The 19,290-nt window shown below is 72.3% G+C and carries 21 protein-coding genes and 1 riboswitch; of the genes, 10 read left to right on the forward strand and 11 right to left on the reverse strand.

Going from position 1 to position 19,290, the window contains the following annotated elements; genetic code table 11:
• Positions 1–86: 86 nt before the first annotated feature.
• Together ACWC24_RS09605 and ACWC24_RS09610 are read left to right on the forward strand one after the other, a co-directional pair.
• Positions 87–1,832 carry a glycoside hydrolase family 15 protein gene (locus tag ACWC24_RS09605; protein ID WP_450662392.1) on the forward strand — a complete coding sequence of 582 codons (1,746 nt, stop codon included), beginning with the start codon at positions 87–89 and terminating at the stop codon, positions 1,830–1,832.
• 106 nt (positions 1,833–1,938) lie between these two features.
• On the forward strand, positions 1,939–2,664 hold the full coding sequence (locus ACWC24_RS09610) for a lysophospholipid acyltransferase family protein (protein WP_450662267.1): 726 nt from the start codon (positions 1,939–1,941) through the stop codon (positions 2,662–2,664).
• 111 nt (positions 2,665–2,775) lie between these two features.
• Here ACWC24_RS09610 and ACWC24_RS09615 read toward each other — a convergent pair whose 3' ends face one another.
• From ACWC24_RS09615 to ACWC24_RS09650, 8 genes are all read right to left on the reverse strand, one after another.
• Positions 2,776–4,371, reverse strand: a complete 1,596-nt coding sequence (locus ACWC24_RS09615; RefSeq protein WP_450662268.1) for an alpha/beta hydrolase — start codon at positions 4,369–4,371, stop codon at positions 2,776–2,778.
• Between the two features lie 277 nt (positions 4,372–4,648).
• Positions 4,649–5,401: an urease accessory protein UreD gene (locus tag ACWC24_RS09620; RefSeq protein ID WP_450662269.1), complete on the reverse strand. Its 753-nt coding sequence runs from the start codon at positions 5,399–5,401 to the stop codon at positions 4,649–4,651.
• Positions 5,398–6,081, reverse strand: a complete 684-nt coding sequence (ureG, locus tag ACWC24_RS09625; protein ID WP_450662270.1) for an urease accessory protein UreG — start codon at positions 6,079–6,081, stop codon at positions 5,398–5,400. The genes ACWC24_RS09620 and ureG overlap by 4 nt, the downstream gene beginning before the upstream one ends.
• Before the next feature lie 83 nt (positions 6,082–6,164).
• Positions 6,165–6,839 carry an urease accessory protein UreF gene (locus tag ACWC24_RS09630; protein ID WP_450662271.1) on the reverse strand — a complete coding sequence of 225 codons (675 nt, stop codon included), beginning with the start codon at positions 6,837–6,839 and terminating at the stop codon, positions 6,165–6,167.
• Complete coding sequence (locus ACWC24_RS09635) at positions 6,839–8,560, reverse strand: urease subunit alpha (RefSeq protein WP_450662272.1); 1,722 nt, start codon at positions 8,558–8,560, stop codon at positions 6,839–6,841. The genes ACWC24_RS09630 and ACWC24_RS09635 overlap by 1 nt, the downstream gene beginning before the upstream one ends.
• Positions 8,553–8,864 carry an urease subunit beta gene (locus ACWC24_RS09640; protein ID WP_450662273.1) on the reverse strand — a complete coding sequence of 104 codons (312 nt, stop codon included), beginning with the start codon at positions 8,862–8,864 and terminating at the stop codon, positions 8,553–8,555. Before ACWC24_RS09640 ends, ACWC24_RS09635 begins: the two co-directional genes overlap by 8 nt.
• 12 nt (positions 8,865–8,876) lie before the next feature.
• Positions 8,877–9,179: an urease subunit gamma gene (locus tag ACWC24_RS09645; RefSeq protein WP_162468422.1), complete on the reverse strand. Its 303-nt coding sequence runs from the start codon at positions 9,177–9,179 to the stop codon at positions 8,877–8,879.
• A gap of 215 nt (positions 9,180–9,394) precedes the next feature.
• On the reverse strand, positions 9,395–10,024 hold the full coding sequence (locus ACWC24_RS09650) for a TetR/AcrR family transcriptional regulator (RefSeq protein ID WP_450662274.1): 630 nt from the start codon (positions 10,022–10,024) through the stop codon (positions 9,395–9,397).
• Between the two features lie 127 nt (positions 10,025–10,151).
• On the opposite strand from ACWC24_RS09650, the gene ACWC24_RS09655 reads away from it, so the two are divergent.
• The gene (locus ACWC24_RS09655; RefSeq protein ID WP_450662275.1) at positions 10,152–11,165 is read left to right on the forward strand and encodes an ABC transporter permease; all 1,014 of its coding nucleotides are present in this window, start codon (positions 10,152–10,154) and stop codon (positions 11,163–11,165) included.
• Between the two features lie 24 nt (positions 11,166–11,189).
• Here ACWC24_RS09655 and ACWC24_RS09660 read toward each other — a convergent pair whose 3' ends face one another.
• Positions 11,190–11,465: a type II toxin-antitoxin system Phd/YefM family antitoxin gene (locus tag ACWC24_RS09660; RefSeq protein WP_450662276.1), complete on the reverse strand. Its 276-nt coding sequence runs from the start codon at positions 11,463–11,465 to the stop codon at positions 11,190–11,192.
• A 73-nt stretch (positions 11,466–11,538) separates the two neighbouring features.
• Here ACWC24_RS09660 and ACWC24_RS09665 point away from each other — a divergent pair, with 73 nt between their 5' ends.
• From ACWC24_RS09665 to ACWC24_RS09675, 3 genes are all read left to right on the forward strand, one after another.
• Positions 11,539–12,225, forward strand: a complete 687-nt coding sequence (locus tag ACWC24_RS09665; RefSeq protein ID WP_450662277.1) for an ATP-dependent Clp protease proteolytic subunit — start codon at positions 11,539–11,541, stop codon at positions 12,223–12,225.
• Between the two features lie 7 nt (positions 12,226–12,232).
• Positions 12,233–12,541 (forward strand): hypothetical protein, encoded by a 309-nt coding sequence (locus ACWC24_RS09670; RefSeq protein WP_152886784.1) that lies wholly within the window; start codon positions 12,233–12,235, stop codon positions 12,539–12,541.
• Between the two features lie 379 nt (positions 12,542–12,920).
• Positions 12,921–13,092, forward strand: a riboswitch (cyclic di-AMP (ydaO/yuaA leader).
• Positions 13,093–13,095: 3 nt separating this feature from the next.
• Positions 13,096–13,569 (forward strand): C40 family peptidase, encoded by a 474-nt coding sequence (locus ACWC24_RS09675; protein ID WP_450662278.1) that lies wholly within the window; start codon positions 13,096–13,098, stop codon positions 13,567–13,569.
• A gap of 93 nt (positions 13,570–13,662) precedes the next feature.
• Here the strand turns inward: ACWC24_RS09675 and ACWC24_RS09680 are convergent, their stop codons facing one another.
• Positions 13,663–14,121, reverse strand: coding sequence for an ATP-binding protein (locus tag ACWC24_RS09680; RefSeq protein WP_450662279.1), 459 nt, complete (start codon positions 14,119–14,121; stop codon positions 13,663–13,665).
• A 210-nt stretch (positions 14,122–14,331) separates the two neighbouring features.
• Between ACWC24_RS09680 and ACWC24_RS09685 the strand changes: the two genes are divergently transcribed.
• Both ACWC24_RS09685 and ACWC24_RS09690 read left to right on the forward strand, forming a co-directional pair.
• Positions 14,332–15,189 (forward strand): helix-turn-helix domain-containing protein, encoded by an 858-nt coding sequence (locus tag ACWC24_RS09685; RefSeq protein WP_450662280.1) that lies wholly within the window; start codon positions 14,332–14,334, stop codon positions 15,187–15,189.
• Between the two features lie 9 nt (positions 15,190–15,198).
• Positions 15,199–15,423 carry a DUF397 domain-containing protein gene (locus ACWC24_RS09690; RefSeq protein ID WP_450662281.1) on the forward strand — a complete coding sequence of 75 codons (225 nt, stop codon included), beginning with the start codon at positions 15,199–15,201 and terminating at the stop codon, positions 15,421–15,423.
• Positions 15,424–15,549: 126 nt separating this feature from the next.
• On the opposite strand, the gene ACWC24_RS09695 is transcribed toward ACWC24_RS09690, so the two are convergent.
• Entirely contained in the window at positions 15,550–16,677 is a 1,128-nt protein-coding gene (locus tag ACWC24_RS09695; RefSeq protein WP_450662282.1) for an 8-amino-7-oxononanoate synthase, read from the reverse strand.
• 147 nt (positions 16,678–16,824) lie between these two features.
• Between ACWC24_RS09695 and bioB the strand changes: the two genes are divergently transcribed.
• Together bioB and ACWC24_RS09705 are read left to right on the forward strand one after the other, a co-directional pair.
• Complete coding sequence (gene bioB, locus ACWC24_RS09700) at positions 16,825–18,015, forward strand: biotin synthase BioB (RefSeq protein ID WP_450662283.1); 1,191 nt, start codon at positions 16,825–16,827, stop codon at positions 18,013–18,015.
• Positions 18,008–19,288 (forward strand): adenosylmethionine--8-amino-7-oxononanoate transaminase, encoded by a 1,281-nt coding sequence (locus ACWC24_RS09705; RefSeq protein WP_450662284.1) that lies wholly within the window; start codon positions 18,008–18,010, stop codon positions 19,286–19,288. Before bioB ends, ACWC24_RS09705 begins: the two co-directional genes overlap by 8 nt.
• The last annotated feature ends 2 nt before the right edge of the window (positions 19,289–19,290 follow it).

The raw sequence follows: 19,290 nt of genomic DNA on the forward strand, positions 1-19,290 counted from the left end.
CGACACCGGCCCCGGCGGGCCGACCGACTGGCGGACCGGCGGACTGGCGGACCGTCGAACGAAGGGACACGCACACGTTGACCCCCATCACCACCGGTCCGCCCGCCCCGCACCCCCTGCGCGACTACGCCCTGCTCGCCGACGGCCGGCGCGGCGCCCTGGTCGGACCACGCGGCGACATCGTGTGGATGTGCGCCCCCGGCTGGGACAGCGACGCCGTCCTCGCCGCCCTGATCGGCGGCGAGGGCTGGTACACCGTCTCCCCCACCGGGCCGTTCGTCTGGGGCGGCTACTACGAGTCGGGCAGCCTCGTCTGGCGCAACCGCTGGATCACCACCGACGGCATCGTCGAGTGCCGCGAGGCCCTCGCCCACCCCGGCGACCCGCACCGCGCCGTCGTACTGCGCAGGATCCTGGCCGTCGACGGCGACGCCCACGTCGACGTCCGGCTGAACCCGGCGGCGGGCTTCGGCGCCCACCCGATGCGCGAGGCGCACCGCGACGAGGCGGGCCGCTGGACGGCGCGCACCGGCGACCTGCACGTCCGCCTCGGCGGCGCACCCGACGCCCGGTCTGACGGCGCGGCGCTGCGCACCACGGTGCGCCTGCGGGCCGGCGAGCACCACGACCTCGTCCTGGAGATCTCCGACCGGACGCTGCCGGACCCCGAGCCGGCCGACCTGCTGTGGCAGGGCACTCAGGCGGCGTGGGAGGCGGGCGTCCCCGACCTCTCGAACACCCTCGGGCGGCGGGACGCCCGGCACGCCTACGCGGTCCTGACCGGCCTCACCGGACCCGGCGGCGGCACCGTGGCCGCGGCCACCACGAGCCTGCCGGAACGTGCCGAGCAGGGCCGCAACTACGACTACCGGTACGTGTGGATGCGCGACCAGGCCTACATCGGCGAGGCGGTCGCCGCCGCCGGGGCGCACCCGCTGCTGGACGACTCCGTGCGGTTCGTCGTCGCGCGCCTGCTGGAACACGGGCCCGCGCTCGCACCCGCGTACACCGCCGCCGGGACCGCGGTGCCGGACCAGCGCAGACTCGACCTGCCCGGCTACCCGGGCGGCTTCGACGTCGTCGGCAACCGGGTCAACCACCAGTTCCAGCTCGACGTGTTCGGGGAGTGCCTGCTGCTGCTCGCCGCCGCGGCCCGCCACGACCGCCTCGACGCCGACGGCTGGCACGCCGCCGTCACCGCCGCCGACGCGATCGCCGCCCGCCACGGGGAGCCGGACGCCGGGATCTGGGAACTGCACGCCGACCGCTGGGCGCACAGCCGGCTGGTCTGCTCGGCCGGGCTGCGCGCGATCGCCGCCGCGGGCCCGGGGACGGGCGCCGGCCGCGCCGCCGGCTGGGAGGCGCTGGCGGACCGGCTGGTGGCCGGGACGTCCGCCGAGTGCCTGCACCCCTCGGGGCGCTGGCAGCGCTCCCCGGCACAGCCGGGGGTGGACGTCGCGCTGCTGCTGCCCGCCGTCCGCGGCGCCCTGCCGGCCGACGACCCCCGGACCGTCGCCACGCTGCGTGCCGTGCGCGCCGACCTCGGCGTGGACCACCACGTCTACCGGTTCCGGCACGACCAGCGGCCCCTGGAGGACGCCGAGGGGGCGTTCCTGCTCGGCGGGTTCGTGATGGCGCTGGCCGAGCACCAGCAGCACGACGAGGTGGCGGCGGTCCGCTGGTTCGAGCGCAACCGCGCGGCCTGCGGCCCGCCCGGCCTGTACGCGGAGGAGTTCGACGTCGCACAGCGGCAGTTGCGCGGCAATCTGCCCCAGTCCTTCGTGCACGCGCTCATGCTGGAGGCCGCCGCCACCCTCGCCCGCCGCCGATGACCCTCCCGTGCACCCGGAAGCGGCGACGAGATTGCCTCCGCCACCGCATCGCGGGAAGCTTGCGCAGGAGTATGCAGATCGACCGTGGAGGGGCGAGAGGCGAGCCGTGTTCTACTACCTCCTGAAGTACGTGGTGCTGGGACCGCTGCTGAGAGTGCTCTTCCGGCCCCGGATCGAGGGTCTGGAGCACGTACCGGCGTCGGGCGCGGCCATCGTCGCGGGCAACCACCTCTCCTTCGCCGACCACTTCCTGATGCCCGCGATCCTCAGACGGCGCATCACCTTCCTGGCGAAGTCCGAGTACTTCACCGGTTCGGGCCTGAAGGGCCGGCTGACCGCCGCCTTCTTCCACAGCATCGGGCAGATCCCCGTGGACCGCACCGGCAAGGAGGCAGGACAGGCCGCGATCCGCGAGGGCCTGGGCGTGCTGAGCCGGGGCGAACTGCTGGGCATCTATCCGGAGGGCACCCGTTCGCACGACGGGCGGCTGTACAAGGGCAAGGTCGGTGTCGCGGTGATGGCCCTGCGGGCCGGCGTGCCGATCGTGCCGTGCGCGATGATCGGCACCTTCGAGGCGCAGCCGCCGGGCCGGGTCCTCCCGCGCATCCACCCCGTGGTGATCCGCTTCGGCAAGCCGCTGGACTTCTCCCGCTACGCGGGGATGGAGAACGAGAAGGCGATCCTGCGCGCCGTCACCGACGAGCTCATGTACGCCATCCTGGCGCTGTCCGAGCAGGAGTACGTCGACCGGTACGCGGCCGAGGTCAAGGCCGAACTGGCGGCAGAGACGGCGGCAAGGCAGCTCAAGTTCCCTCGGATGCCGCTGAGTTGAGCTGGCCGCCGCACGCTGCCGCGACCGAGGGCGCCTGGCTCGATGCCCGGGACCGAGCGAGGGGCGGCGGGGTGATGGCCCCCGCCGCCCCTCCCCTCGTACGACCGACGGTTACGGCTTCGGCGTGGCGTGCGGGGTGCAGGTCACGTCCGCGCCGTCCAGCTCGCCGGTGAGCAGGTAGGCGTCCACCCGGGTGTTGATGCAGGGGTTCACCAGACCGGTCACACCGTGCGAGCCGGCGTCCTTCTCGGTGATCAGACGCGAGCCCTTGAACCGCTGGTGCAGCTCGACGGCGCCCGCGTACGGCGTGGCGGCGTCACGCTGCGACTGCACGATCAGCACCGGCGGCAGACCCTTGCCGGTCTTCACGTTCACCGGGGTCTGCTGCTTGGCGGGCCAGGTGGCACAAGGCAGGTTCATCCACGCGTTGGCCCACGTCATGAACGGGTAGTCCTTGTTGAGCCGCGTGTTGTCGCGGTCCCACTGCTTCCAGCCGGTGGGCCACTTGGCGTCGGCGCACTCGACGGCCGTGTAGACGGCGTTGCCGTTCTCCGAGGAGATGTTGCCCGCGGTGTCGGACAGGTCGGGAGCGGCGGCGTCGATCATCGCCTGGGTGTCCCCGGCGACGTACTTGCTGAACACCGTGGCGACCGGCACCCACGACGAGTCGTAGTACGGGGCGCTCTGGAAGAAGGAGATCAGCTCGGCCGGGCCGACGACCCCGCCGAGGGGGCTCTTCTTGGCGGTGGCACGCAGCGTGAGCCACTTCGCCTGGACGTCCGCGCGGGTGGTGCCCAGGTGGAAGGTGGCGTCGTTGGCGGCGACCCAGTCCTCCCAGTCCTTCCAGCGGCCCTCGAACGCGATGTCCTGCTCCAGGTTGGCCTGGTACCAGATGTTCTCGCGCGACGGGTTGACGACGCTGTCCACGATCATGCGCCGGACATGGCCCGGGAAGAGCGTGCCGTAGACGGCGCCGAGGTAGGTGCCGTAGGAGACGCCCAGGTAGTTGAGCTTCTTCTCGCCGAGCGCGGCCCGGATGACGTCCAGGTCGCGGGCGGTGTTCGGCGTGGTCATGTACGGCAGCATCTCGCCGCTGCGCTCGTAGCAGCCGTCCGCGTACTCGGCGGCCAGCTTGCGCTGGGCACGCTTGTCCGCCTCGGAGTCCGGCACCGGGTCGGCCTTGGGCGCCTTGACGAACTCCTGCGGGTCGATGCAGGAGATGGGCGCGGAGTGGCCGACGCCGCGCGGGTCGAAGCCCACGAAGTCGTACGCCTTGGCCGTGTTGGCCCACAGCGCGCTCTTGGTGGTGACACGGCGCGGGAAGCGCATGCCGGAGCCGCCGGGGCCGCCGGGGTTGTACACGAGGGCGCCCTGGCGCTCCTCCTTGGTACCCGTGTTGCCGATCCGGTCGACGGCGAGCTGGATCTTCTTGCCGTCGGGCCGGGCGTAGTCGAGCGGGACCGTGACGTAACCGCACTGGATCGGCTTCTCGAAGCCCCAGTCCGCGGGACAGTCCTTCCAGTCGATCCCCGCCTTCGCGGCGCGCTCCGCGGCGACGGCGGCACCGCGGGCCTCGCGGTCCTGGCCGGGGCGGCTCTCCGCGTTCGCCGTGGGCGCCGCGAAGGCGCCGGCTATCAGGGTCGCGGTGACCAGCGCTCCGGCCGAACCGAGCGCGGTCTTTCGATTCCTCGGTCTGATGTCCCTCAAGTGGGCACTCTCCGTATCTGGTTATTGACTGCAGAGGGATCATTTCGGCTGTGAGGTGTCTGAGAACAGGGTTCGTTGACCTTCTTTGCCAATCCGATAACCGGGAGCCATGTCCCGGTTACCGGATGCTCAGTGCCGAACCCGCCCGGCTTGCGGCCGACTTGACCCGGGACCGATTCGGTCCGGAGCCGGGCTCCAGGTCGGGCGTCGGCCCCGGTCCGGAGTCGACTCGGTCCGGGGCCGAATCGATCCGGGGCCGAATCGGTCCGGAGTCGGTTCAGCCCAACTCCGCGAGCGCCCCGTCCAGTACCCGGCGCAACCGCAGCGCGTCCGCGGCGACCGCGGTCACCAGGGCGCCCGGTCCGGCGAGCGGAACGAGCGCGGACTGCTCGCCCAGCATCCTGGCCGTCACCGGCTCGGCGGCGAACTCCGCTCCGATGACGACCAGTTGTCCCACGGCCCGATGCCCCGCCAGGACGGCGGGGCCGTCCCAGCCGCCGGGCGCGCCCGGCCCGCAGGCGAGTTCCTGGTCGAGCAGCGCCCGCCCGTCGATCCGGATGGTGAGACGGCTGGTGAGCCGTCCGGGTTGCTCGCCGACCCGCCCCAGCACCTGTTCCTCGCGCAGCACGAGCCGGGCGGAGCCGGACAGATCGGCTCGCGTCGTCACACACAGTTCGCTGCCGCCTGCCGAGATCAACTGCTCAGGCAGCCAGTGGAGTTCACCGCCGTCGGCGACGTCGAGCCGCACATCATAGCGGGCCTCCGCCTTGGTCTGGCCCGGCAAGGCGATGGTGGCGGCCGCCGATCCGACGCGCAGCCGGGCCCCGGGCCCGACCTCGGCCCGGACGGCGAGACGGTCGCCGCCGTGCGGCCCGCTCATCGCCCCGACGAGCATCACGTGTGCCTCGCGGCCGCTCGCCCGGGTCCGCCGGAGCGCGAGCGGCCCGTCGCTCTCCAGCACCGGAAGGGCGGTGCCGCCGCGGCCGTCGTCGCGCGCGACGATCCTGGCGACGGCGCTGACCGCGTTCACGCGCGCGCCGTCCAGGCGGCGAGTCGCGCCCGCACCCAGGCGGAGACCTCCCGCACTCCGTCCTCGCCGCGCAACGACTGGAAGACGACCGGGAGTTCGACCCGCTGCGCCTTGGCGTCCGAGGCCATCCGCCCGAGGTCGGACCCCACGTAGGGGGCGAGGTCGGTCTTGTTGACGACCAGCAGGTCGGCGGTGGTCACCCCGGGGCCGCCCTTGCGCGGGATGTCGTCGCCCCCGGCGACGTCGATCACGAAGATCTGCGCGTCGACCAGCCCCTTGGAGAAGGTGGCGGTGAGATTGTCGCCGCCGGACTCGACCAGGATCAGGTCCAGTGGCCCGACCGCGTCCTCCAGGTCCTCCACCGCCTCCAGGTTGGCGGAGATGTCGTCCCGGATCGCCGTGTGCGGGCACGCGCCCGTCTCCACGGCGGTGATCCGCTCGGGCGGCAGCACGGCCTCCCGCAACAGGAACTCGGCGTCCTCCCGGGTGTAGATGTCGTTGGTGACGACCGCGAGGGACAGCTCCGCGCGCAGGGCGCGGCAGAGCGCGGCCACGGTGGCGGTCTTGCCGGACCCGACGGGCCCGCCGAGGCCGATCCGCAGGGCCCGGCGGCGGCCGTCGGGACGCCGGGCGTCGGCGCTGACGGCGGACGGGCCGTCGTGGGGGTGGTCGAGATGCATGAAACGGCTCCTGCCTGTGTTCTGCGGCGCCCTCTCGAGCGGTCCGCGCGTGTGCCCTGCGGTCGTGCCCCCATGCCGCGGGGCTAGGACGCGAACAGCCTGGCCGGCCAGGCGGCATGGGCTTCCGCGTCGATCTCCAGCAGGGGGGCCGAGGCCGCGGGCAGGGCGTCGACCCCTTCGTCGAGCACCCGCCGGGCCGCCTCGACCGCCCGGTCGGCCACCTGGTCCAGCTCCGGCGCCAGCCGGGCCAGCACCGCCGTGGCGTCGAACGGGTCCAGGCTCAGCAGCCGCACCGTCGCGGTGGCCGGCCCGCCGACGCTCTCGTACGCCGCGCAGCAGGCCGCGTCGACGGCCCCGAGCCCGGCCGCCCGCGCCAGCAGCCCCAGCACCACCGGCTGATGCATGCCCTTGGGGAACTCGCTCGCCACGGCGTCGAGTTCCGGGGACGGCCAGGTGGCACGGGCGGCCCGCATCAGCTGTCGGCCCAGCCTGCGCGCCGTCGCGCGCAGCGCGGGGGACGGCGTACGGGCGTCCGCCGCCGCGTCCAGCACTGACGGGTCCACCCCGAGCGCGGCCGCGGCGGCGAGGGACGCCGACACCAGCCCCGCCGTGTGCAGCCTGCCCCGGGCGAAGTCCTCCAGGCTCGCCGCTCCCGTGATCCGCCCGGCCCGGACGGCCGCCTCGGCGCCGCCGGAGTGCGCGTGCCCTCCGGCGGGAAAGCGGCCGTCGGCCAGGACGAGCAGTGCCGCCCTGGCCATCAGAAGAGGAAGTAACGCTGGGCCATGGGCAGTTCGGCGGCCGGAGTCGCCTCGACGAGCTCCCCGTCGATGTGCACGGCGAAGCTGTCGGGGTCGACCCGGACCCGCGGCCGCGCGTCGTTCTCGCGCATGTCCGCCTTGGTCACCCCGCGCGTGGAGTCGATCGCCACGAACCGCTTCCCGAGCTGGAGCCGCTCCGGCAGCCCGTCCTCGACGGCCGCCGGGGCCACGAAGTTGAACGAGTTGGCCGCGGGCGCCCGCCCGATCGCCCCGAACATCGGGCGCGGCAGGATCGGCTGCGGGGTCGGGATCGAGGCGTTGGCGTCGCCCATCTGCGCGTACGCGATCTGCCCGCCCTTGAGGACGAGGTGCGGCTTGACGCCGAAGAACGCGGGCTCCCACAGCACCAGGTCGGCGAGCTTGCCGCTCTCGACGGAGCCGATCTCCCGCGCGAGCCCCTGGGCGAGCGCCGGGTTGATCGTGTACTTGGCGACATAGCGGCGGACCCGGCGGTTGTCCGCCCTTCCGTCGCCGGGCAGCGCGCCCCGGCGCCGCTTCATGACGTGGGCCGTCTGCCAGGTCCGCAGGACGACCTCGCCGACGCGCCCCATGGCCTGGGAGTCGGACGAGATGATGGAGATCGCGCCGAGGTCGTGGAGGATGTCCTCCGCCCCGATCGTCGACGGCCGGATCCGGGACTCGGCGAAGGCGAGGTCCTCCGGCACCGCCGGGTTGAGGTGGTGGCACACCATCAGCATGTCGAGGTGTTCCTCGGCGGTGTTGACGGTGAACGGCCGGGTCGGGTTCGTCGAACTGGGCAGTACGTGCGGCTCGGACACCACGGTCATGATGTCCGGCGCGTGCCCGCCGCCCGCCCCCTCCGTGTGGTACGCGTGGATCCCGCGCCCGGCGATCGCCGCGAGCGTGTCCCCCACGAAACCGGCCTCGTTCAGGGTGTCCGTGTGGATCGCGACCTGGATGCCGGTCCGTTCGGCGACGGTCAGCGAGGCGTCGATGACGGCCGGGGTGGAGCCCCAGTCCTCGTGCAGCTTCAGCCCGAGCGCTCCGCCGCGGATCTGGGACAGCATCGCCTCCTGCGAGACGGTGTTGCCCTTGCCGAGCAGACCGATGTTCAGGGGATAGGACTCCATCGCCGCCAGCATCCGGGCCAGATGCCAGGGGCCGGGCGTCACGGTGGTCGCCTTCGAGCCCTCGGCCGGTCCGGTGCCGCCGCCGACCAGCGTGGTGACACCGGAGGCGAGCGCCTCGTCGGCGATCTGCGGGCAGATGAAGTGGACGTGCGCGTCGACCGCGCCCGCGGTGAGGATCCGCCCGTTGCCCGCGATCACCTCGGTCTCCGGACCGATCACGAGATCCGGGTGCACCCCGTCCATGGTGTCGGGGTTGCCCGCCTTGCCGATCCCGGTGATCCGCCCGTCGCGGATGCCGACGTCGGCCTTGACGATCCCCCAGTGGTCGACGATCACTACACCCGTGACGACGGTGTCCGGGGTGCCCTCCGCACGCGTGGCGCGTGCCTGCCCCATGGACTCGCGGATGACCTTGCCGCCGCCGAACACGGCCTCGTCACCGGCGAGTCCGGGCCCGCCCGAGCGGTCCTCCTCGATCTCGATCAGCAGATCGGTGTCCGCGAGCCGGATGCGGTCGCCGGTCGTCGGGCCGAACAGGTCGGCGTACGCGGCGCGTGAGATCTCAGGCATCGAGTGCGCCTCCGGTCTCCCCGCGCAGTCCGGGCACGATCCGGGCACCGGCGAGGGGGACGAGTTCGACCTCGGCGGGGATCCCGGGTTCGAAGCGCACGGCGGTGCCGGCGGCGACGTTCAGCCGCTTGCCGTGCGCGGCGGCACGGTCGAAGTCCAGGCCGGGATTGGCCTCGGCGAAGTGGTAGTGGGAGCCGACCTGGACGGGGCGGTCGGCGGCGTTGAGGACGGTGAGCCGGGTGACCTCGCGGCCCTCGTTGTAGACGATCGGGTCGTCCTCGAACAGGATCTCTCCGGGAATCACGGCACTCCCCCGTCAGACGATCGGGTCGTGGACGGTGACGAGTTTGGTGCCGTCCGGGAAGGTCGCCTCGACCTGGACGTCGTGGATCATCTCGGGAATGCCGTCCATGACGTCGTCCCGGGTGAGCAACTTGCGTCCGGAGGACATGAGTTCGGCGACGGTACGGCCGTCACGCGCGCCTTCCAGGATGTGCGACGTGATGAGCGCGACCGCCTCGGGGTGGTTCAGCCTGAGACCACGGGCCCGGCGCTTCTCTGCGACGTCGGCCGCCACATGGATCAGCAGCCTCTCTTGCTCGTGCGGGGTCAGTTGCACGTCCCACCTCACAGTCCTCGCTCCGGACCGTGCGGGGTCCGGTTGCCGCAGCCCCGGGGCAGCGTCCCGGATGGCGTGGATCGGCAGGCTAGTTGGAGCGGGTTTCGAGCAAGTTAACCAAGTTGTGGTCGAGTCCGTGGTCCGGCGCACGAGCAGTCGGCCGCACGGGCCGTCGTACCGGCTGTCGTACGGGCCGCCGTACGGGCCCTGCCGCGTCAGGCCTCCGCGCGCGGGTCCCGCATGCTCATCAACGCCCGCAGCCCGTCCCGGAGGATCTCGGAGGGCATCTCCTCGATGAGGGCCGTCTGCGCGGCGAACCCCTGGGCCAGTGCGATCATCACACGCGCCAGGGCGTCCGCGTCGGCGTCCCGGGCGATCAGGTCGGCGGCCCGGTAGCTGTCCACGACCCGCGCCCAGGCCTCGCGCACCCTGTCGTACCCCGTCCGCACCACGGTGGCGAGTTCGTCGTTGCGCAGGATCTCCGCCCAGACCTGGATCATCAGCCGGGGGAAGACCCAGGCGCCGCCGTCCAGCACCCCGGGCCTGATCGCCCTCAACTGGGCGAGCGCGCGGGGGATCAGCTCGTCGGGCAGGGGCGGCGGGGTCTCGACGGCCGCCTTCTCGTAGGTGTCGCGCAGTACGTCGAGCACTTCGCCGACGATCGCCCCGATCAGCTCGTCCTTGCCGGTGAAGTACCGGTAGACGGCGCCCGCGGAGAGATCGACCTCCTTGAGCACGTCCTGCATGGACGTGGCGTGGAACCCGTTGCGGGCGAAACAGAGCGCGGCACCGTCGAGGATCTGCCGCCGGCGGGCGTCGAGGTGCGCCTGGGATACACGGGCCATGACCCACAACGTAAAACGAACATTCCTTCTTGACAAGCCGGAGATGTCGGGAGGACGGTGGGCACCGTCAAAAACGAACGCTCATTCTTTTTAGAGTCCATCCGTCTCGGCCTTCCTGGAGAAGCCCATGCCCACCGCCCTCGACTCCCCCACCCGAGTCCCCGTCCGCCGGCTGACGGCCGTCGTGCTGCTCGTTCCCGTGCTGGCCGCCCTGGCCCTGTGGGCCTTCGCCTGGCCCGCCGCCCGGACCGCGCCCCGCGACCTGCCGCTCGGCGTGGCCGGCCCGGCCGCCGCGACGGCGCGGATCGAACGCGGCCTGGCGGCACGGGAGGGGGCGTTCGAGATCCACCACTACGCCGACGAGGCGGCCGCCCGGCGGGCCGTGGCGGACCGGCAGGTGTACGGCGCGGTCGTGGTCACCGCCGACGGCCCCGAACTGCTGACGGCGTCGGCGGCGAGCCCGCTCGTCGCCCAGCTGCTCCAGCAGTCGGCAGCCCGGCTGGTGCCCGCCGACGGCACCGACATCAGGACGGTCGACATCGTGGCCGCCCCCGCGAACGACCCGCGCGGCGCCGCCCTGAGCGCGAGCGTGCTGCCCCTCGCGCTGGCCGGGATCGCGGCGGGCGCGGCGGTGACCCTGCTGGGGCTGCGCGGCGTCCGCGCCGCGGCCGCCCTGGTCGGCGCCGCCGCCCTGGTGGGTCTGGCGGCGGCCGGGATCGCGCACAGCTGGCTCGGGGTGCTGACCGGCGACTGGTGGGCCGAGGCCGGGGCGCTGGCCCTGGCGACGCTGGCCGTGAGCGGCGCCGTGGCCGGGCTCGCGGCCCTGCTCGGCCCGGCCGGGATCGGGATCACGGCGGGCGTGATGATGCTGTTCGGCAACCCCTTCTCGGGCGCGGCGTCGGCGCCGCGGATGCTGCCCGAACCGGTCGGCACGATCGGGCAGTGGCTGCCGCCGGGAGCCGGTACGACGCTGGTGCGCTCGGTGTCGTACTTCGACGGCGCGGCGGCGGCCGGCCCGGCCCTCACGCTGACCTGGTGGGCGGCGCTGGGTCTGGCCGCGGTGCTGGCCGGGAGCGCGCTGAAGGAGCGCGCGCGGCTCACGGAACCCGCCGCGGAGCGCGGCCTCGCACCCGTCTCCTGAACGGCGTCCCGGCCGCGCGCCCGGTCAGGCGGGGCCGGGCCCCCGGTGCTCGGCGGCGATCCCGAAGCGCTGACGCTCCCGGGGAGCGGCCGGGACCTCCCGGACCGCGGAGACCGAGCTGATCACCTGCTCCTCGGGGCCGTCGAGTTCGTCGAGCCGCTCCAGGTCCGCCGCGGAGACGAGGGCGACGAGGGGCTTGCCGTGGCGGGTCACGACGACGCGCTCACCGCCGTACACCACGCGGTTGATCAGGTCGGCGAGCTCAGCCCTGGCTTGTGTCACCGGAATCTCGTAGGCCATACCCCCATCATAACGTCACGTACGTCCTGTACATTTTTTACAGAGACACCTTGCCGTGAGGAGGGGGTTCCCCATGACCCGACCGTCCGCCCGCCATGTCCTGCCGGAGTTCACCGAACGCACGAGCTTCGGGCACCGGACGCTGGATCCCTACGCGAAGCTGCTGGAGGGACGGATCGTCCTGCTGGGGTCACCGATCGACGACACCTCGGCCAACGACGTGATCGCGCAGTTCATGCACCTGGAGCACGCGGCACCGGACCGGGCGATCTCGCTGTACATCAACTCCCCCGGCGGCTCGTTCAGCGCGATGACCGCCGTCTACGACACCATGCGCTACGTCAGCTGCGACGTGGAGACGTTCTGCCTGGGTCGGGCCGGGGCGTCCGCCGCGGTACTGCTGGCCGCGGGCGCGCCGGGCAGGCGGCACGCGCTGCCCGGCACCCGGGTGACGATCCGCCAGCCGGCGCTTCCCGGGCCGGTCGAGGCCCAGGTGAGCGATCTCGTCGTGGAGGCGGCGGAGTTGGCGCGCACCCGGGCCCTGCTGGAGGAGATGCTGGCCCGGCACACGGGCCGAACACCGGATCAGGTGGCCGCGGACATCGAACGGGACACGGTCCTGGACGCGCGGGGCGCTCTGGAGTACGGCCTGGTGGACCGCGTCGTCGACGGCCGCGAGGCCCCGCCCGCCGCACCGGGCACGGTCGGCGCCACCCGTCCCGGCGCACCCGGCGCGCCCACCGCTCCCGGCGCGAGGTGAGTCGGGGATGCTGCCGCCGGAACTTCCGCCGCTGCCCGCCCTGACCCGGGCCGAGGGCGAGCTGATCGACCGTTACCTGGAGGTGGTCGACCTGCTCGGCCGCATCAACCCCGCGCACCACGGGGACACCTACCGCGGACTGCGCGCCGCCCAGGCGCTGGTGGGCAGGGCGACCGCGCTGCGCGACGCGCTGGCGCTGATGCATCAGCGGGGCGAGGCCGAACTGCACGCGCCGACGCTCGCGCGGGCGCTGCGCGTCCTGGACGGGGAGCGCCGCACGGCGCGCGTCACCGTGCCGTCGCGCTCCGACAGTTGACCCGTCCCCGGCCCTCCCGGACGTCGCGCGCGATGCGCGAACCGTCCGGGTCTGAGTTCAAACGCTCCGAACGACGTACCCACTGTCGGAGTAGCGACGGATCCTTTTCTCGGGCCTCCAGGGTTGCGCAACGCGCGTAGCTCCACGGCGGGGTGAACTGCTCCGCCGCTGGTCCGGGGCTCGTCGTTCCCCTGGACGGACGATCGAACAAAAAGGTGTCCACCCGAACGGGTGAGTGGTGAGTAACGCCACAAATCCACGGTTCCGTTGGGATTTTCGGACACCTGTGAGTGAAGATCCCTGTCTGACGACAAGCCCCCGCCACAGCGGCGGGGCGGTCCGGGCGGACGCCGAGTCCTGCCGCCGCCCGGATGACCGGTCGACAGAAGTGCACCGGCAGGAGTGGAGGACCCAAGCACGACGGGTTCGCCGGAACGGTCAAGCCATGGCCGCACCGAGCAGCCCTTGGGGTGAAGCCGCGACAGCGGCCGGGCAACTTCGCCAGCCCGAATCCGACAGGTCATCCTTCACAGGCGGCTGACGAAGGGTTGCGCATGACTGCGCTCAATCGTGTCCCGTCGCTGATGGTCCGGGCCGGTACGGCTTCGGCGCTCACCATCGCCGCCGTGGGCGGCTCGATCGTGGTCCCGGGCCTCTCCGCGGACGCGGCGGCCGCAACGACCGCGACGAAGGTTCTCAAGATCGCGGCTTCCAAGAAGGGCTCGCCGTACCGCTACGGCGCCACCGGGCCGCGCAGGTTCGACTGCTCGGGGCTCACCCTGTACGCGTTCAAGAAGGCGGGCAAGAAGCTGCCCCGCACCGCGGCCCAGCAGTACAACAAGACCCACCACGTCTCGGCCCGCCACCGCAAGGCCGGGGACCTCGTGTTCTTCCACTCGGGTTCCAGCGTCTACCACGTCGGCATCTACGCCGGGAAGGGAAGGATCTGGCACGCCCCGAAGACCGGGGATGTGGTGCGGCTCCAGAAGATCTGGACCAAGAGCGTCTGGTACGGCCGGGTGAGCTGACCCGCCCGGTGCGGTGGCGGCGGCCTGGCACGCCCCCACCGCGCCGGGTCTCCTCCCTCGCCCCCTGGGCCTCCCCGGACCGGAGCCCGGCCCTCAAGGCTCCTGCTGCCCCGCGGCAGGCACCGGCTGGGCCGGGACGGTCCACGGGAGTTCGATGCACACCGTCTTGCCCCCCTCGGGGGTGGGACGGACGTGCAGCCTTCCGCCGCACTCGGTGGTCAGCCAGCGGACGATCACCATGCCCCGGCCGTTGTCCTGCTGGACAGCGGCCGGCAGCCGTTTGGGGAAGCGCGGATGGCTGTCGGTGACGCCGACGCGCAGCCGCTCGTCCCGGTCGAGGGTGAGGTCGACCGTGAACGTCGGGGACTGCCCGAACGTGTGCTGTACGGCGTTGGTCGTGAGCTCGGAGACGACCAGTCGGACGGTGTCGGCCATCTCGGCGTCCGCGGGCAGGCCCCACTCCACGAGGGCGCTCGCCACGAAGTTGCGGGCCGCGGAGACCGAGGCGGGATCGCTCGGCAGAGTGACGGATGCTTCCAGATGGTCTGCCATGGCGACGTCGTCCCTTTCCCACGGGACCGCAGTCCGACAAGGAGCGGATTCGAGTACGGTCCCGGACTGGTGCTTCTTCGCCAGACTGCCATTACCGGGCCGGTCGCGGTGCCGATCCACCGAGATATGCATATATCTGTCGCTCGAAGCGGTGAACTCTGCGACGGCAGACCGTATTTGGGCGGCTTGGAAGGAGTAGGGAGTATTCCCATGCAGTACGGTCCCGCCGTGCGCCGCCGAAAACTGGGCGCCGAACTGCGCGCGCTGCGCGCCCGCACCGGGCTCACCAGTGGTGAGGCGGCCCGTCTGGTGGGCTGGCACCAGTCGAAGGTCAGCCGGATCGAGACCGGTGCCAGCGGGGTGAAACCGGCCGATGTGCGGCTGCTCCTGGACGCGTACGGAGTCACCGAGACGGAACTTCGGGAGTTGCTGCTGATACTGGCGGGCCCCCATGACGGCGGCCGGGACCACTGGTGGCACGCGTACCGCGGTGTTCTCCCGCCCACCTACCGGGATTTCATCAGCCTGGAGTCACAGGCGAGCGCGATGCGCACGCTGGAGACGTCCGTGGTCCCGGGGTTGTTGCAGACGCCCGAGTACGCCCGCGCGGTGACCCGCGCCGCGGTCGAGGGACTGGACGAGGAGCGGCTGGACGCGCTGGTCGAGGTGCGACTGGCCAGGCAGGACGTGCTGCGCGCGCATCGTCCGCTGGAGCTGACCGCGGTCCTGGACGAGGCGGTGCTGCGCAGGGAGGTCGGCGGGCCCGAGGTGATGGCGCGTCAGCTGCGGCGGCTGGTGGACGCGGGACGGCTGCCCCAAGTGCGGCTCCAGGTCCTGCCGTTCCGGGCGGGAGCGCACATTGGCGTCACCGGACCTTTCGTTATCTTGTCATTTCCGAGCACTTCTGATCTGGATGTGGTTGTTCTCGACCACATGACGAGTAGCCTCTACCTCGAACGGAAAGAAGACCTCCAGGCCTACTCGGAGGCCTTCAACACCCTCAGGACACACGCTCTTTCACCCGAGGACTCATTGGATTTCATCGCCGGGATAGGTGACGACACATAAGGAGGCACCATGACTGCACTGCCTCGCAACTCGATCCCCGCCGCGCGGCTGCGCGGCGCGATGTGGCTGCGCAGCAGCTACAGCACAGGAGCGAACAACTGCGTCGAGACGGCACGGCCCGGCCGAGGACCGGGGGCCAGACTGCTCGCCGTACGCGACTCCAAGGATCCGGCCGGTCCGGCGCTGCTCTTCTCCCCCGAGAGCTGGGCGAAATTCACGGCCACATTCCACTGATTCCGGTCATTCCCGGTCCACTCCGACCAATATCGGGCCAGTATCGATCGGCACCGATTCGACAGCAAAGCGCCGTCATTCACCGGTAATTGGCGAACGTGCGAAACAGGGCCGTGTCACGCCGACTCATGGTCGTGTCTCGTCGATCACCCGCACCGCGTGCGCGATCCGCTCCTCGGTGAGGTCCGCGCGCGCGGTGAGCCGGAGCCGCGAGATCCCGTCGGGCACGGAAGGAGGACGGAAGCAGCCCACCACGACACCCGCCGCCCGGCAGTCGGCCGCCCATTTCACGGCCGCCTCCGGGGACGGCGCCCGTACGGAGACGACCGCGGCGTCCGGACGTACCGCCTCCAGACCCACGGCCGTCAGGCGCGCGTGCAGGTCGCCCGCCACCGTGCGGGCCCGCGCCGCGCGCTCCGGCTCGCGGCGCAGCAGCCGCAGGGCCGACAGCGCCGCCCCCGCCGCCGCGGGAGCGAGACCTGTGTCGAAGATGAACGTCCGCGCCGCGTTGACCAGATGGTCGATCACCCGGGCCGGGCCGAGCACGGCACCGCCCTGACTGCCCAGCGACTTGGACAGGGTGACCGTCGCCACGACGTCGTCGGCGCCCGCGAGCCCGGTCGCGTACGGGGCTCCCCGGCCGCCGTCGCCCAGCACGCCGAGTCCGTGCGCGTCGTCGACGACCAGTCCGGCGCCGTGCTCCCGGCAGACCCGGGCGAGCGCGGCCAGCGGTGCGGCGTCGCCGTCGACCGAGAAGACCGTGTCGGAGACGGCGACGGCGGGCCCCTCGTGGGTCCGCAGCGCCTTGCGCACGGCGTCCGGGTCCGCGTGCGCGGCGACCTGGGTGACGCCCCGGGCCAGCCGGCAGCCGTCGATCAGCGAGGCGTGGTTGCCCGCGTCGGAGACGATCAGCGAGCCGTGCGGGGCCAGCGCCGAGACGGCCGCGAGGTTGGCCGCGTAGCCGGAGGAGAAGACCAGGGCCGCCTCGAAGCCGCAGAAGTCGGCCAGTTCCCGTTCGAGTTCGGTGTGCAGTTCGGTGGTGCCGGTGACCAGCCGGGAGCCGGTCGCGCCGCCGCCCCAGGTCCGCGCCGCGCTCGCCGCGCCCTCGACGACCTCGGGGTGCCGGGTCAGCCCGAGGTAGTCGTTGCTCGCGAGGTCGAGGAGCGGCGAGTCCGCCGGGCGCGGGCGCAGGGTCCGTACGAGCCCGGCGCGGCCGCGCAGTTCCGCCTGCTCGTCGATCCAGCCGAACGCCATGGGTCCTCCGGGGATTTTGTAGGCAGTGGACAGACCCTAGCCGGACGGCCGTCGGGCCAGGATGTGGCAATCCACACACCGTGAAGTGTCTCTGTTGTGTGAAGTCACCTTGGCCCCGAGCAGGTCCTTACGACAGGATCGGCTCTCATGGACCTGCTGAAGACGCTGGTGGAGAAGGGGCTTCGGCGCGAGCTGCCGAGCCGCGAGGAAGCACTCGCCGTACTGGCCACCTCCGACGACGATCTGCTCGATGTGGTGGCCGCGGCCGGCAAGGTGCGCCGGCAGTGGTTCGGCCGACGGGTGAAGCTCAACTACCTGGTCAACCTGAAGTCCGGACTGTGCCCCGAGGACTGCTCCTACTGCTCCCAGCGGCTGGGCTCGACGGCCGGGATCCTCAAGTACACCTGGCTGAAGCCGGACGAGGCGTCCAAGGCCGCGGCGGCCGGTCTGGCCGGCGGCGCCAAGCGGGTCTGCCTGGTGGCCAGCGGGCGCGGTCCGACCGACCGGGACGTGGAGCGGGTCTCGGACACCATCAAGGCCATCAAGGACGAGAACGAGGGCGTGGAGGTGTGCGCCTGCCTCGGCCTGCTCTCCGACGGCCAGGCGGAGCGGCTGCGCGAGGCGGGCGCGGACGCGTACAACCACAACCTCAACACGTCCGAGGAGACGTACGCGGACATCACCACCACGCACACCTACGCCGACCGCGTCGACACCGTGCAGAAGGCCCACGCGGCCGGCTTGTCGGCGTGTTCGGGGCTGATCGCGGGCATGGGCGAGAGCGACGAGGACCTGGTCGACGTGGTCTTCTCGCTGCGCGAGCTCGACCCCGACTCCGTTCCGGTGAACTTCCTGATCCCGTTCGAGGGCACCCCGCTGGCCAAGGAGTGGAACCTCACCCCGCAGCGCTGTCTGCGGATCCTGGCCATGGTGCGGTTCGTGTGCCCGGACGTCGAGGTGCGGATCGCGGGCGGCCGCGAGGTCCATCTCCGTACGATGCAGCCGCTCGCCCTGCACCTGGCCAACTCGATCTTCCTCGGGGACTACCTCACCAGTGAGGGCCAGGCGGGCAGGGCCGACCTGGAGATGATCGCCGACGCCGGGTTCGAGGTGGAGGGCGCCGACCAGGTGACGCTGCCCGAGCACCGGTCCGGCGGCTGCCACGAGGCGACGGCCGACAGCGGCTGCCACGACGACGGCGCCGGCTGCCACGGCGGCGACAGCGTCTGCGGCTCCGCCCCGGCCGCCGCTCCCGCCCCGCGGGTCGACGAGCCGCGCCCGGACCTGGTCGCCGTACGCCGCCGGGGCGCCGGCACGGACCTCGCGCCCAATGCCTGACCTGAGCGTGCCCGAACTGCTCGAACTGGACCGACGCCACGTCTGGCATCCGTACGGCCCGATGCCGGGTCGCCAGGAGCCGCTGGTCGTGGCGTCGGCGAGCGGGGTACGGCTGACCCTCGCGGACGGTTCGGGCGAACTGGTCGACGGCATGTCGTCCTGGTGGTCGGCGATCCACGGCTACAACCACCCGGTGCTGAACGAGGCCGCGCGCGAACAGCTCTCGCGGATGAGCCATGTGATGTTCGGCGGGCTCACCCACGAGCCCGCCGTACGGCTGGCGAAGCTCCTGGTCGACGTCACCCCGGCCGGTCTGGAGCACGTCTTCCTCGCCGACTCCGGTTCGGTGTCGGTCGAGGTCGCGGTGAAGATGTGCCTCCAGTACTGGCGTTCGCTGGGCCGCCCCGCGAAACGGCGGCTGCTGACCTGGCGGGGCGGCTACCACGGCGACACCTGGCAGCCGATGTCGGTGTGCGATCCCGAGGGCGGGATGCACGAGCTGTGGAGCGGGGTGCTGCCGCGTCAGGTGTTCACGGACGCCCCGCCCGCGGAGTACGACGAGGCCTACGCCGAGCTGCTGCGCGCGGCCGTCGAGGAGCACGCGGACGACCTGGCCGCGGTGATCGTCGAGCCGGTGGTGCAGGGCGCGGGCGGGATGCGGTTCCACTCCCCCGACTATCTGCGGGTGCTGCGCGAGGCGTGCGACGCGCACGACGTGCTGCTGGTCTTCGACGAGATCGCGACCGGATTCGGCCGTACGGGCGCCCTGTTCGCGGCGGAGCACGCGGCGGTGACGCCGGACGTGATGTGCGTGGGGAAGGCGCTGACCGGCGGCTACCTGACCATGGCGGCGACGCTGTGCACCCCACGGGTGGCCGACGGCATCTCGCGCGGCGAGGTGCCGGTGCTGGCGCACGGACCCACGTTCATGGGCAACCCCCTGGCGGCGGCCGTGGCCTGCGCCTCGGTCGAACTGCTGCTCGGTCAGGACTGGCGGGCCGAGGTCGGCCGGATCGAGACCGGACTGCGCGAGGGGCTCGAACCGGCCTCCGCGCTGCCCGGGGTGAAGGACGTACGCGTCCTCGGTGCCATCGGGGTCGTCCAGCTCGACCGCCCGGTGGACATGGCGGCGGCCACCTCGGCCGCGGTGCGCGAGGGTGTGTGGCTGCGCCCGTTCCGCGACCTGGTCTACACGATGCCGCCGTACGTCACCGATGACGCGGACGTGGCACGGATCGCGCGCGCGGTGTGCGCCGCGGCGCGGGAGGGATGACA

It is taken from the genome of Streptomyces sp. NPDC001443 (assembly GCF_053597355.1).

What these genes read in the sequence shown, in the direction of transcription:
- ureG (WP_450662270.1), bottom strand. Translation starts at nt 6,081, where the DNA reads ATGCATCTCGACCACCCCCACGACGGCCCGTCCGCCGTCAGCGCCGAC.
- ACWC24_RS09630 (WP_450662271.1), bottom strand. Translation starts at nt 6,839, where the DNA reads ATGGCCAGGGCGGCACTGCTCGTCCTGGCCGACGGCCGCTTTCCCGCC.
- ACWC24_RS09635 (WP_450662272.1), bottom strand. Translation starts at nt 8,560, where the DNA reads ATGCCTGAGATCTCACGCGCCGCGTACGCCGACCTGTTCGGCCCGACG.
- ACWC24_RS09650 (WP_450662274.1), bottom strand. Translation starts at nt 10,024, where the DNA reads ATGGCCCGTGTATCCCAGGCGCACCTCGACGCCCGCCGGCGGCAGATC.
- ACWC24_RS09655 (WP_450662275.1), top strand. Translation starts at nt 10,152, where the DNA reads ATGCCCACCGCCCTCGACTCCCCCACCCGAGTCCCCGTCCGCCGGCTG.
- ACWC24_RS09660 (WP_450662276.1), bottom strand. Translation starts at nt 11,465, where the DNA reads ATGGCCTACGAGATTCCGGTGACACAAGCCAGGGCTGAGCTCGCCGAC.
- ACWC24_RS09665 (WP_450662277.1), top strand. Translation starts at nt 11,539, where the DNA reads ATGACCCGACCGTCCGCCCGCCATGTCCTGCCGGAGTTCACCGAACGC.
- ACWC24_RS09670 (WP_152886784.1), top strand. Translation starts at nt 12,233, where the DNA reads ATGCTGCCGCCGGAACTTCCGCCGCTGCCCGCCCTGACCCGGGCCGAG.
- ACWC24_RS09675 (WP_450662278.1), top strand. Translation starts at nt 13,096, where the DNA reads ATGACTGCGCTCAATCGTGTCCCGTCGCTGATGGTCCGGGCCGGTACG.
- ACWC24_RS09680 (WP_450662279.1), bottom strand. Translation starts at nt 14,121, where the DNA reads ATGGCAGACCATCTGGAAGCATCCGTCACTCTGCCGAGCGATCCCGCC.
- ACWC24_RS09685 (WP_450662280.1), top strand. Translation starts at nt 14,332, where the DNA reads ATGCAGTACGGTCCCGCCGTGCGCCGCCGAAAACTGGGCGCCGAACTG.
- ACWC24_RS09690 (WP_450662281.1), top strand. Translation starts at nt 15,199, where the DNA reads ATGACTGCACTGCCTCGCAACTCGATCCCCGCCGCGCGGCTGCGCGGC.
- ACWC24_RS09695 (WP_450662282.1), bottom strand. Translation starts at nt 16,677, where the DNA reads ATGGCGTTCGGCTGGATCGACGAGCAGGCGGAACTGCGCGGCCGCGCC.
- bioB (WP_450662283.1), top strand. Translation starts at nt 16,825, where the DNA reads ATGGACCTGCTGAAGACGCTGGTGGAGAAGGGGCTTCGGCGCGAGCTG.
- ACWC24_RS09705 (WP_450662284.1), top strand. Translation starts at nt 18,008, where the DNA reads ATGCCTGACCTGAGCGTGCCCGAACTGCTCGAACTGGACCGACGCCAC.